This is a genomic window from Ignavibacteriota bacterium (assembly GCA_016707525.1).
GTDB lineage: Bacteria > Bacteroidota > Ignavibacteria > UBA10030 > UBA6906 > JAGDMK01.
In genome coordinates this window covers 173,388-186,388 of record JADJHP010000010.1, presented here as the reverse complement: position 1 = coordinate 186,388, position 13,001 = coordinate 173,388, and the positions used below count along the sequence as shown (strand labels likewise).

10 protein-coding genes are annotated in these 13,001 nt (G+C 62.2%); 8 read left to right on the top strand and 2 right to left on the bottom strand.

Annotated elements, in window-relative coordinates; genetic code table 11:
* Positions 1–48: 48 nt before the first annotated feature.
* The 7 genes from IPI01_16290 to rsgA are packed head-to-tail and all read left to right on the top strand — an operon-like array spanning position 49 to position 8,907.
* Complete coding sequence (locus tag IPI01_16290) at positions 49–918, top strand: deoxyribonuclease IV (GenBank protein ID MBK7259329.1); 870 nt, start codon at positions 49–51, stop codon at positions 916–918.
* Positions 915–3,359 carry a hypothetical protein gene (locus IPI01_16285; GenBank protein MBK7259328.1) on the top strand — a complete coding sequence of 815 codons (2,445 nt, stop codon included), beginning with the start codon at positions 915–917 and terminating at the stop codon, positions 3,357–3,359. The genes IPI01_16290 and IPI01_16285 overlap by 4 nt, the downstream gene beginning before the upstream one ends.
* A gap of 3 nt (positions 3,360–3,362) precedes the next feature.
* Positions 3,363–4,352, top strand: coding sequence for a substrate-binding domain-containing protein (locus IPI01_16280; protein ID MBK7259327.1), 990 nt, complete (start codon positions 3,363–3,365; stop codon positions 4,350–4,352).
* Positions 4,297–5,832 carry a sugar ABC transporter ATP-binding protein gene (locus tag IPI01_16275; protein MBK7259326.1) on the top strand — a complete coding sequence of 512 codons (1,536 nt, stop codon included), beginning with the start codon at positions 4,297–4,299 and terminating at the stop codon, positions 5,830–5,832. Before IPI01_16280 ends, IPI01_16275 begins: the two co-directional genes overlap by 56 nt.
* Positions 5,829–6,794, top strand: coding sequence for an ABC transporter permease (locus IPI01_16270; GenBank protein MBK7259325.1), 966 nt, complete (start codon positions 5,829–5,831; stop codon positions 6,792–6,794). The genes IPI01_16275 and IPI01_16270 overlap by 4 nt, the downstream gene beginning before the upstream one ends.
* Positions 6,791–7,816 carry a uroporphyrinogen decarboxylase family protein gene (locus IPI01_16265; GenBank protein MBK7259324.1) on the top strand — a complete coding sequence of 342 codons (1,026 nt, stop codon included), beginning with the start codon at positions 6,791–6,793 and terminating at the stop codon, positions 7,814–7,816. The genes IPI01_16270 and IPI01_16265 overlap by 4 nt, the downstream gene beginning before the upstream one ends.
* Before the next feature lie 20 nt (positions 7,817–7,836).
* Positions 7,837–8,907, top strand: coding sequence for a ribosome small subunit-dependent GTPase A (rsgA, locus tag IPI01_16260; protein ID MBK7259323.1), 1,071 nt, complete (start codon positions 7,837–7,839; stop codon positions 8,905–8,907).
* Between the two features lie 75 nt (positions 8,908–8,982).
* Here the strand turns inward: rsgA and IPI01_16255 are convergent, their stop codons facing one another.
* Positions 8,983–9,183 carry a hypothetical protein gene (locus IPI01_16255; GenBank protein MBK7259322.1) on the bottom strand — a complete coding sequence of 67 codons (201 nt, stop codon included), beginning with the start codon at positions 9,181–9,183 and terminating at the stop codon, positions 8,983–8,985.
* Between the two features lie 54 nt (positions 9,184–9,237).
* On the opposite strand from IPI01_16255, the gene IPI01_16250 reads away from it, so the two are divergent.
* Positions 9,238–10,464, top strand: a complete 1,227-nt coding sequence (locus IPI01_16250; GenBank protein ID MBK7259321.1) for a serine/threonine-protein phosphatase — start codon at positions 9,238–9,240, stop codon at positions 10,462–10,464.
* 170 nt (positions 10,465–10,634) lie between these two features.
* Here the strand turns inward: IPI01_16250 and IPI01_16245 are convergent, their stop codons facing one another.
* On the bottom strand, positions 10,635–12,839 hold the full coding sequence (locus tag IPI01_16245; protein ID MBK7259320.1) for a carbohydrate binding family 9 domain-containing protein: 2,205 nt from the start codon (positions 12,837–12,839) through the stop codon (positions 10,635–10,637).
* Between the last annotated feature and the right edge of the window lie 162 nt (positions 12,840–13,001).

Below are 13,001 nucleotides of genomic sequence, written 5' to 3'. Positions count from 1 at the left end.
CCCGCGTTCTCTCTTCATTCTTAATCGCATCCTTCGTATCTTGCCAATATGCAAAGAAAACCTCTCCTCGGCACCCATGTCTCCGTCGCCGGCGGCCTTCATACCGCCTTCGAACGGGCCACGCGCGTCGGCTGCGCAACGATGCAGATCTTCGTCAAGAACGCCAATACCTGGAACCAGCGTTCTCTGACGGATGCCGATATCGCAAGCTACAAAACCGCCGCTGCAGGCGCAAACGTCTCGCCGGTGATCGCCCACGCGGCCTATCTCATCAACCTCTGTGCCATCGCCCCGGAAACCCTGAAGAAGTCCATCGCAGGGTACGAAGATGAACTCCGCCGCTGCGAAGCCATCGGGGTCATGGGACTGGTCGTCCACCCGGGCGCTCATATGGGCAAGGGCGAGGAGGCAGGAGTCAAGGCGATCGCGGAGTCATTGAACATCATCCATGCCCAGACGCCCGGATTCACGACGTTCTCCCTGCTGGAGGTGACGGCCGGACAGGGGACGACGATCGGCTACAAGCTGGAGCACCTGCGCGACATCATCGCCGGGCTGGATGAACCGCAACGCGCGGGCATCTGCCTCGATACGTGTCACGCCTTTGCCGCCGGCTACGACCTGCGCAACGATGAGGGCTGGGCCTCGCTGATGCACGACATCGCGTCGACCGTGGGACTCGACAAGCTGAAGGCGATCCACGTGAACGATTCCGAAAAGGGATTGGGCTCGAAGCGCGACAGGCATGAGCACATCGGCAAGGGCGAGATCGGGCTGGAAGGGTTCCGCTTCCTGATGAACGATCCGCGCCTCGCCGCGGTCCCGAAGATCCTCGAGACCGACAAGAGCGAGGACCTGCACGAAGATATCGAGAATATGGAAGCGTTACGTTCATTGATCCGGAGTACGCCCGCATGACACGCCCTCTCTCCACCCTGGTGCTCGCTGTGTGCGTCGCCATACCTCTCACCGCCCAGGAACTCTTCCCGGTGCGGAACGGTGGTGAAGCCGCCGACCGGCTGTACGACGTGCTCCACTACCGCATCGCCGTCGCCATCGATGAGCCGGCACGCTCGGTGCGAGGCAACGTCACCACCACGCTCGTTCCCTTCCCACCGGAACTCCGCACCCTGATGTTCGACGCCGAGGAGATGACGATCCTCAAGGCGACGCTCGGGAAGAACACGCCGCTGAAGTTCACGCAGCAGGAGAAGACCGTCACGCTGGACCTCGACCGCGCCTACGGGCACCGCGATACGCTCCGGGTGTCGATCGAGTACACCTGCACCCCGCGCAAAGGTCTGTACTTCATCCAGCCCGATTCCGCGTACCCGAAACGGCCGCGGCAGATCTGGTCGCAGGGCGAGGACATGGACAACCACTTCTGGTTCCCGTGCCACGACTTCCCCGATGATCGCGCCACATCCGAGATGCTCATCACCGTACCACAGGAGCTTACGGCGGTCTCGAACGGTGCCCTGGTGGGGGTGAAAGAGAATGCCCGCGAGAAGACAAAGACCTTTCACTGGAAGGAATCCGTTCCGTACGTCTCCTACCTGATCTCCCTTGCGGTCGGAGAGTATACGGTCATCAAGGAGAAAGCGGGATCGGTTCCGCTGTCGTACTACGTGTACCCCGGACAGGAAGCCGATGCGAAGGTCTGTTTCCGCGAGACGCCGGCGATCCTGAAGTTCTTCGCCGACAGGATCGGCTTCCCGTACGTATGGGAGAAATACGCGCAGGTCCTCATCCATGAATTCATCGTGGGTGGGATGGAGAATGCCAGCGTCACCAGCCTCGCCGACGATGCCACGGTCTTCGATGCCCGTGCCCGCATCGACGAGAACCCGAGCAGCCTGATCGCCCACGAGTTCTCGCACCAGTGGTGGGGCGATGTGGTGACCTGCAAGGACTGGCGCCACCTCTGGCTGAACGAGAGCTTTGCCAGCTACTTCGATCTCCTCTACCATGAGGAAACGCGCGGACAGGACCACTTCGCCATGAGCGTGTTCGATGCACAGCGGGCGGGCATCAACTCCGACAAGACCATGGGCCGCAAGCCCATCGTGAGCGTCGGCTCGTATGGCACCAACCTCTACCCCCGCGGTGCTTCGGTCCTGCACATGCTCCGCTTCGTCCTCGGCGAACAAATGTTCTGGCGCTCGATGAACCACTACATCACGAAACACAAGCTCGGTGTGGTGGAGACGAACGACCTCAAGGTGGCGATCCAGGAAGCGACCGGTCAGAACCTCTACTGGTTCTTCGACCAATGGGTGTACAAGGCCGGTTACCCCGTGTACAAGACCACGCAGGAATGGGATGCGGACGCCCGCACGCTCCGCCTATCCGTGACCCAGGAGCAGAAGTGCGACTCCCTGACGGGGATCTTCAAGATGCCGGTGGACATTGCCATCACCACCGCCAGCGGGACCACGACACACCGCGTGTGGAACCAGTCGCAGGACACCGTGTACACGTTTCCTCTCACTGCCGCGCCGGTGCTGGTGATCTTCGACAAGGGGAACTGGCTCCTCAAAGAGATGAATGTCGAACAACCCCTGGAGACGTGGGTCCTGCAGGTCGAGCGGGCGGAGCATCCGGTGGACCGGTTCCGCGCGCTGGAGCACCTGGGGACCGTTGATGATTCCTCCCGGGTGATACCGGTGGTCATCGGCAGGGCGCGGACCGACAGTGTGCCCGCCGTGCGGCGCGAGGCGATCCACATGCTCGGCATGATGAGCGGCGGAACGGCTCCGGTTTACGATGAAATCAAACATGCACTGCTGGATGCCGTGAAGGACCCGACGCCGGCAGTGCGCACCTCGGCGGTTCCCTTCCTCACCGACTCCGGTGACGCGGAGACCATTGCCACGCTGCACCGGCTGGTGAAGGATTCGTCGTATATCATGGTCGCCCGGTCGCTCCGGGCGCTGTCCAAGGCCGACCCAGCCCATGCCGAGACCGTCCTGGTGCAGCATCTCGATATCCCTTCGCACCGCGACGTCATCGCATCGACCGCGTTATCCGCACTCGCTGACGTGGCTCCGGCGCGCGCGCGCGACGAGGCGATGAAGCGCGTGAAGTACGGCTATCCGCAGCCCACACGCACCACGGCGATCACCCTCCTCCGGAGGCAGGCGGCAAAGGGGAAAGGCTCCGCGTCCACATTCATTCCCCTGCTCACCGACAGGAACATCTGGCTGCGCACGAGTGCGGTGAATGCGCTCGGCGACTGTGCCACCGAAGAGGACCTGCCGCTGCTGGACGGCATTGCGGCCGATACGAAGAACCCCATCGCCAAAGCCGCCGCGAAAGCCGCGGTCAAGGCGCGGGCCCGGTTCAAGAACAAGGAATAACCTATGCGCTCCCGACTCCTCGTCCTCTCAGGCTCCCTGCTCCTTGCCTCCGCCATTCTCATCGGCTGCGGCGGGAAGAACACCGCCCCGTCGCAGAAACGGATCGCGGGCATCGTGTTCCAGGAGGATCAGTTCTTCCGGCTGGTGCTCTTCGGTATGCGTGACGCCGCAAAGAAAGCAGGCGTGGAACTCCTCGAGGCCAACAGCGCGGGGCGGCCGGACAAGGAGATCCAGCTCGTGAACACCTACATCGCACAGGGCGTGGATGCGATCGTGATCTCTCCGCTCAGTGCGCGCGCTTCGATGAGTGCGCTCCAGCGCGCAAAGGAGAAGGGCATCACGGTCATTACCTACAACACAACGGTGGAGAACGCCATCCCCGCCTCGTTCATCGAGAGCGATCAGGTGGAACTCGGCGCATCCACCGGGCGTGCGGCACGCGCCTACATCGATTCGGTGCTCGGCGGCAAAGCCACCGTGGCACTCCTGGGGTTCCAATCGCAGGCGCCGGAGATCTATAAGCAGCGTCGCGACGGCTTCGTGAACGAGATCACGCAGCTTCCCGGCGTGAAGATCGTTGCCGAGCAGGATGCCTGGCTCGCCGAGCAGGCCGTGAAAAAGGTGGGCGACATCCTCACCGCACACCCCGGCGTGAACCTGATCTGGTCCGCGAATGAAGGCGGCACGGTGGGCGCGGTGATGGCAGTGAAGAACTCCGGCCGCACCGGCCGCGTTGCGGTGTTCGGCACCGACGCAAGCGACCAGCTCGCGGATTTTCTGCTTGCGGAAGAGCCGGTGCTCCAGGCCGTGACCGGACAGCAGCCGTTCCTCATCGGCTCGCGCGCGGTGGACGCAGCACTCGGCGTCCTCGCCAAACAGCAGGTCGGTGCGAGGGTCGCCCTTCCCGGCCGCCTGCTCACCCGCACCCGGCCCGACGATGTACGCACGTTCAAGAGCGAATTGCAGTCGATGCTCTCCCATGACCATCCTTGAACTCCAGCAGGTCGCCAAGACCTATCCCGGCACCGTTGCCCTGAAGGATTTTTCCGTCCGGTGGACGGGCGGGAGTATCCATGCGCTGATCGGACGGAACGGCGCAGGAAAGAGCACGCTCGTCAGGATCCTGACGGGAGCCATCGCCCCTTCATCCGGTACCGTCCTCCTGAATGGCAATGAAGTCCGCTTCCGCTCTCCCGGCGATGCCCGGCGGGCAGGCATCGCTGCCGTGCATCAGGAACTCAGCCTGCTTCCGGACCTCAGCATCGCGGAGAACATCCATCTCGGACGGCTGCCGCGACGCACGGGTGCCCTTTCGCGCTTCGTGGATTGGAAAGAAGCCTCCCGGCGCACCGAAGAATTGTTCACAGGCCTGCGCCTTTCACTCTCTCCTTCGGCGAAGGTCGGCACCCTGCCGGTGGCCCAACAGCAGCTTGTCGAGATCGCCAAGGCGATGAGCGCCGATCCCGATGTCCTGCTCCTCGATGAACCGACCTCCGCACTTTCGTTCGCGGAAGCAGAGGCGGTCTTCGCTCTGCTCCGGACCCTCGCCGCTCGCGGGGTGTTGATCCTGTACATCACGCACCGCCTGGGTGAATTGCGGCAACTCGCCGGCACGATCACCGCACTGCGCGATGGCGTGTGCGGCGGCTCCTTCCCTGCAGCGGAGGTGACACCCGCACAGATGGTGAACATGATGTTCGGTGAGGATGTGAAGCTGACGCGCATGCTCGATCACGAGCCGGGACAACGAACGGTCCTGCAGGTGCGCGGACTCTCGCGCCCACCGGCATTCCAGGATGTGGACTTCGACGTTCGGGAGGGTGAAGTACTGGGCATCGCCGGATTGCTGGGATCGGGGCGTACCGAACTGCTCCGCGCCATCGCAGGCGCTGATGTGCCGGTGAGCGGCGATGTGCTGGTGAACGGCACCGTGACTCACCCCTCCGACCCCGGCGTCATGAAGCGCGCCGGCGTGGTCATGGCCCCGGAAAGCCGGAAGGACCATGGCCTCGTCACGAGCCTGAGTGTGCGGGCGAATCTCTGTCTGGCCGCTCTCACGCGCCTCACGGAACGGGGATTCGTCTCCACACGGCGTGAGGATGAACTGGTCACGACGGCGATCCGCGAATGCGGCATCGGCGTACCGGACCAGCGCATGCCCGTGAGCGCCCTCAGCGGCGGCAACCAGCAGAAGGTCGTGCTGGGCAAATGGCTCGCCACGGATCCCCGCGTGCTGCTGCTGGATGAACCGACCCGGGGCATCGATCTCTCGGCGCGGGCGCAGATCGCACAGACCATCACCGCCCTCAGCAAACGCGGTTTGGCAACGGTCGTGGTCTCCAGCGAACTCGAAGAACTCCTCCTGCTCTGTCACCGCATCCTGGTGATGCGGCACGGACGGATCGTTGGCGAACTCGACGGCGGCACCACGACACTCGAAGAACTGCTCGCACAGTGCATGGAACCCACATGAAGCTTTCGTCCCATACGTTCGTCCTGGAAGCTGTCCTCGCCGTTCTGTGCGTGGCGCTCGCTCTTGCCGCTCCCGGGTTCTTCACCGCGGAGAACCTTCTGAACGTCCTGCGGAACATCTCCATGCAGGGGATCATCGCGCTCGGCATGACGATGGTGATCATCGCCGGCGAGATCGACCTGAGCGTCGGCTCCGCCGTCGCCTTCGCCGGCTGCTGGATGGCGTGGCTCACCGGCCATCTGGGAGCCGCAGTCTCGCCTGTTCCCGCGGTGCTCATCGCCATGCTCATCACCATCGGGACCGGTCTCGTGCCGGGATGGATCACCGGCGTCCTCCGCACCCGGTACGGCGTGCCGTCGTTCATCACGACACTGGCCCTGTTGACCGGGCTGTCGGGCATTGCCGAGTTGCTCACCGACGGCTTCCCGCTCACGCCGTTCCCCGAGTGGTATGGCACGTTGGGCGGCGGGTATCTTGCCGGGATCCCCGTTCCTGCCATCATCTTCGTCGCCACCTTCGGCGTGATCCTGGTGCTGATGAACCACACGGTGTTCGGCCGCTCCGTGTATGCGGTCGGTGGCAATAGTGAAGCCGCACGGCTGAGCGGCATCCCCGTGGCGCGCATCAAAACCGCGGTGCTTGCGCTCACCTCCGGACTCGCCGCCGTGGCCGGCATCCTGCAGTCCTCGGAGATCATGTCCGGCACCGCAACCACAGCGAAAGGATGGGAACTCGACATCATCGCAGCGGTGATCATCGGCGGCACGAGCCTCACCGGCGGTGCAGGCACGGTTCGCGGTACGATGGTGGGCATCATCTTTCTCGGCGTGATCATCAATGGCATGACGCTGCTGAACGTGAACGAGTACTGGCAACATGTGGTGCGGGGCGGACTGATTCTCACGGCCGTCCTCCTGAACAGGATGCAGAAATATTCCAGCGCGAACGGAGCACACGCATGAACGGAACAGAGCGGTGTTTGGCCGCCCTGCGCGGCGAATGGCCCGACAGGGTTCCGGTGATCCTCCACAACTTCCAGATGGCGGCGCGGGAGGACGGCATCACCATGGGGCGCTTCCGGCGCGACCCGCGGGCGCTTGCCGATGCGTTCATCCATGCCGTGGAGCGGTATGGCTACGACGGCATCATCGTGGATGTGGACACGGTGGCGCTCGCTGAGGCAGCCGGTGTTCCCGTGGACCTTCCCGAGGATGCACCGGCACGTGCCCATCGTGGCCGGCTCAACCAACTCCGCGAGGTGCGCGAACTCGCGCCGGTCGACCTCCGCAACGCCGAACGTATCGGCGTATGGCTGGAAGCGTGCCGCCTCCTTGTCCAGCATTTCAAAGGAGAGGTTGCGATCCGCGGCAACTGCGACCAGTGCCCGTTCACCCTCGCCGCGCTTGTGCGGGGGATGGATTCGTGGATGGCCGAATTGCTGGACCCCGACGGTGAAGAGGATATCCATGCACTCCTCGAACATTGCACCGCGATCACGTCGCAGTTCCTTGTCCTGATGGCGGAGACCGGCGTGACGATGCTCTCCAACGGCGACAGCACCGCAGGGACGGACCTCATCTCGCCGCGACTGTACCGGCGCTTCGCGCTGCCGTACGAGCAGCGCATCGTTGCCACGGCACATGGACTGGGAAAGCCGTATATTCTTCATATCTGTGGCGACACCGGCCCGATCATCGAAGACATGATCGCGACGGGAGCAGATGGACTGGAGATCGACTACAAGACCGACATGCTCCTTGCCCACCGGATGATGGCCACGCGTACGGCCTTCGTCGGGAATATCGATCCGAGCGGTGTCCTCGCGCTCGGCAGGCCGGCGGAGGTCGCACAGAAAACACGGGCACTGCTGGAACTGTTCGCGGACACTCCACGTTTTATTCTGAACGCCGGCTGCGCCCTTCCACCCGATACACCGCCGGAGAATCTCCGTGCCATGATCGCAACAGCAAGAGAATTCCGTTGACCGCATCAGCAGAGACCGCACTGCGTGCCTTCGGCTGGCACGCTTCGTTCGCAGCGCACCTGGCCGCACTTGGTGATCCATCACTCGAGCCGGGACGCGTGATCATACGCCAGAAGAACAGGTACACGCTTACCGACGGCGAGCGTGAGTGGGATGCGGAGATCTCCGGCCGCATCCACTATGCCGCACGAACGGCCGGGGACTATCCGGCGGTAGGCGACTGGGTCGCGATCAAGAAACGACCCGGTGAAGGCACCGCCACGATCCATACGATCCTCACCCGCCGCTCCTGCTTCACCCGCAGGAATCCCGGCGAACGCGAAGAGGAACAGATCGTCGCCGCCAACATCGATGTCGTCTTCCTCGTTGATGCGTTCGATGCAGGCGTGAACATCCGCCGGCTGGAACGGTATCTCGTGCTCGCTTCCCAGGGCGGGGCACGCCCGGTGATCGTTTTGAACAAAGCCGACCTCGATCCCGATGCGGACGAGGTCGTGGATGAAGTGCGCGCGACCATCCCGGGAATCCCGGTGGTCGTCACGAGCGCGAAGAAGAGGTCCGGGCTCGCCGCGGTACTGGAGCACCTGCCTGCCGGAGAGACCGCGGCATTGCTCGGCCCCTCGGGAGCAGGCAAATCCACCATCGCCAATGCCCTGCTGGGAGAGGAACGATTCATCACGGGGGATGTGCGCGAAGGCGACCGGAAAGGCCGCCACACCACGAGTCACCGGGAGCTTGTGCAGCTTCCGTCAGGCGGACTCCTCATCGATACGCCGGGGATGCGCGAGATCCAGCTCTGGGATGCGGACGAAGGGGTGGAAGAGACTTTCGAGGACATCGAGGAGCTGGCGCTGCAATGCCGCTTCACCGATTGCAACCATGCCAGTGAGCCGGGATGCGCGGTCAATGCGGCGATCGAACGGGGTGAACTGGACCCGGGGCGGCTGGGGAACTTCGAGAAAATGCTGCGGGAGCGCGCCTACCAGGAACGGAGAACAGACAAGGCCGCCCAGCTCCGGGAGAAGGAGCGGTGGAAGAAGATCATGAAAGACTTCAAGAAGGGAAAAGGACAGGGCGACAAATATAAATGAGCAATGGGGAACGGATACCGGGGAATGGATAATGGAAAGATGAGACTTTGCGTGGCGGTCTTCGCATGTGTCCCATCAGTTCGCATTCTTGCCGCCCAGCACGCGGGACGGTAACATCAGTAGCGCTTTGAGGAACGAGAAGATGGCGTCCACCGTGATACCGATGAGCCGGAACGGCAGCGTAAGCAGCCAGACGATCGGATACAGAATAAGGGCCAGCAGCGCCAGCGGCCAGCATACGATGAATAACAGGATCCAGAGAAGAAATTTCACCATGGGTCACCTCCTCCAGAGTATACGGATACACTCCCGCACGGTTGCACCATGCCCATGAACCAGCGTCAGCTCCGGAAGACCATCGCCAGTTTCTCCGCGCGGAAGTTCGATTCCACCACCGAACTCCTGCGCCACGTGATCACCCAGATCGTCGAGCATGCCGGCATTGACATCACCGGCGGCCGCGCCTGGCGCCTGAGCGCGTCCGACTTCTCCTACGAGCTCATCGCGCAGGTCGGCTCGGTGCAGCAGATCAAGGACCACTACAAGCTGCGGGCGGACAAATACGCTCTCTTCACCCTCCTCCCGCGGCAGCGCACGGTCGTGTTGAAGGAAACCGATTCCTATCTGCGCAAGCAGGGCATCCTGAAGTACTCCGCCACCGGCGTGGGCGACATCGTCCGGGTGGATGGCACGCCGCTCTACCAGTACGTGCTTTCCTTCAACACAAACCTCAATAAGGATGAGATCGCGCCGACGCTGGACATCATCGGGATGACGGTCTCGTCCATGGTCAGCAGTCAGCACAACGAGCGGCGGAGTTCGGCATACAGGAAGGACCTCGACAAAGCACGGGAGATCCAGCAGAGCATCCTCCCCAACCGCAGCCGGCGCTTCGCCGGCTATGAGATCCACGGTATCTCCCTTGCCGAAAAGATCGTCGGGGGCGATTTCTTTGACTACATCGAGAACGAGGAAGGCGACCGTCTCGCTGTGGCCGTGGGCGACGCCGCGAGCAAGGGGATGGTCGCCGCCGTACAGGCCCTGTATGTGTCCGGCGCGCTCCGCATGGGCATCGGGTTCCAGACGAAGCTCACTTCCCTCATCCAGCGCGTCAACCAGCTCGTCCACCGGATGTTCCCTGCCGAGCGGTTCCTGTCATTGTTCGTTGCCGAGCTCACGGACGATACCAAAGGGATCTGCCTCTACATCAATTGCGGACATCCCCGTCCGATCATCTACCACGAGTCGACGCATACGGTGGAGATGCTGGATGCCACGGGGACCATCATCGGTCCGTTCCCGGACCAGAAGTTCCGCCGTGAGAGTGCGGTGCTGGGACAGGGGGATGTGATGGTGCTCTACACCGACGGGTTGATCGAAGCGATGGATGCGCGGGAGAATCAGTACACCGAGAAGCGCCTGTCGCAGGACGTCGCCGCACTGCACATGCGCCCGGCCCAGGAGATCGCACACATGATCATGGATCGTGTGCAGACATACGGCGCGCGGGGGAAGAACCAGGACGATAAGACGCTCGTGGTGATCAAACGGCTGTGACCGGCGCACCGACAGCGTCGAATATCCCGCAGGGCCGCCAGATGGGTCGACCCTAAGGGAAAGGGTATCTCCGTGGGGCTTACGCGACGGGGTGGCCAGACTGGTGCGATACACAGCAACATCGCCGGGGTTCCGCAATAGGGCGACCAGTCTGGTCGCCTTCCAGAATGTTACAGATAGTAGAGGTACTTGACCTTCGCCACCCCCGCCCGTCCGGCCACTTCCATCCTCCGGCCCGTCGCCTGGCCAACACCATCCAGCACATCCTGTCGTTCCTGGATCTCATTCAAGGCCAGATAGATCCAGCTCTTCGGAAGGAAGTTGTACGAGAACAGGAACCCCACGATCACACGCTCGTTCTGATCGGACGACCGGAGGAATACATCGTCCATGTACACGCGCAGGTTCAGATTGGTGATCGGCGTCAGGGAGATGTAGGGCCGGGCATTGTACGTGATATCCTCGATGCCGCCGCCGGGCATCTTCTCGATGTACATGTTGTATGAGGTGCCGAGTTCCAGCGTGGAGAAGAGTTTCCATTCAACATAGCTGCCGAGCCAGATGTAGGACCCCACGTATTCACGCGAGAAGTTGTACCCGTGGGAGTAGCCACCCCATACATTCCCGCTCCAGCGGGGAGAGATGTTGAACCACATGCTGTGGTCGAACTCGAAGTACGCATACCGGATCCCTTCATCCTTGCTGCGCCCGCCGATGACCGTCGTCTCGAATCCCCAATTGCTCCGGAACTGCATGTTGAGTCCAAGCGCCCCCACCCAGTCCGTCGCGAGGTCGGCGTCCTCATAGGTCGCCGAGAAGCCGCCATACTGGAACATGGATACGACCGGCCCCTCATCGAAGTAGTACATCGGTCCGGTGATCATCGTGAAATTGGCGGTCCCTTTCCAGGGAACATACCCGACGGCGTCGACGTCGAATGCATTCCCGATCGCACGCGTACGGATCAGGAGTCCCCAATCCTTGGTGAACGATCGGAATCCGGCCGAGCCGGCGAAGTCGCCCTTGCCGTTGTTGAGCGATCGTGCGAACTGGTAGGCAAGCTGATACGTCGGTGAACGAAAGGCCCCATCCACATCGACCACGCCTTCCAGCCTGCCCGGTGTCTGTTTGCCCACGAAGAGCACCCCGATGCTGGAGTTGTCGAAGATCTGTTTCTTCACCCGTGCTGAAGCGAAGGTGGCCGTGGGTTCGTTGGTAAGGGTCCCGTCGTCATCATAGTCCACGCTACCGGTACGCGCCAGAAACGCACCGTACTCCCAGGCACCCAGGCGCCCGAAGGTCTTTGCTCCCACATTCAGGGGCACGAGCGAACCATCGCTCAGCGACTGTCCGATGCGGCGGGAATAGAACAATTCCAGCGGGCGGTAGAAGCCGGAGTTCTGCTCGCGGCCTGCGGCCATGAACACTTCGTTCCCTGCGGTAAAGAACGGACGGCGTTCCGAATAGTAGGTCTCGTACCGGGAGATATTGAACTCGAACGGGTCGGCCTCGATCTGTGCGAAGTCGGGATTGCCCGTGAGCTGGAAGGTGAGCTTCTCGGAAGGGTTATAAAAGATATCGATGCCCGCATCCGGTTCCACCTTGTACTTCTTCGTTGATGGATCGTACTCCGAACGGGCAACGGCGACCGGATAGATCTCCAGGTTCAGTCCGCTCGCCGTCGGCTTGGCTCCGTTCAACACCAGATGACCGAATTTCGATATACGCTGGCCTTCAGCCTGTTCGTACTGGATCCAGGAGATGTCCTCTTTTGTCTCCGGGATCCATCGGTCGAAATCCAATCCCCACTCTTTGAGTTCACCGTCGTACCGGATCGACTTGAACGGGATCTCCATCTCCACAACATATCCCCACGGGTGGATAACAGTGCGGGCGAACCACACGCCATCCCAACTGCCGTCGCGGTTGCGGCCGTCATCGATCAGGCGTGAATCGGCCTGGGTACCCGAAGCACTCACACCGAATTTGTAGGCCGACGTGCGGTCATTGAACGTATCCAGCATCACCGACACGCCATCACCGGTCCACTGGTCGTGGATGCCGGCATGGTCCTGGATCGCAGCATGCGTGCTGTAGCAGATGATCAGGGCATAGAGCGCCTCATCGGTGGCGAGCACCTTTGCCACGGTGCGCTCCGTGGGTGGCTTGCCGTAGAATGGCCCCATCTGCTCGAAGTCGGCGACGGAATCCGCCTCTGCCCACACCGGATCGATCTCACCGTCGATGCGTGGCGCAACGAGGGCGGCATGGAGGATCAGGGTCTTCGGCTGCTGGGCCAGACCCGATGAACATGCGGCCAGCACAACACCAGCGATGGCTGCAACAAGGAGGTACTGCGTGGAGCGGAAAGGCATGAGCGACCTGTGCGTAGAACATCCCCAGTACTCGTTAGACGACGATGAGCGCCGAAAGGTTGCGATGCCGTGGACCGGGCGGGCTGCGCCGTTCCTCCGTTGCACATGGGTCCGAATCTCTCTACATTCTACCGATACTCTTCCGTCCCCCACAGACACCCT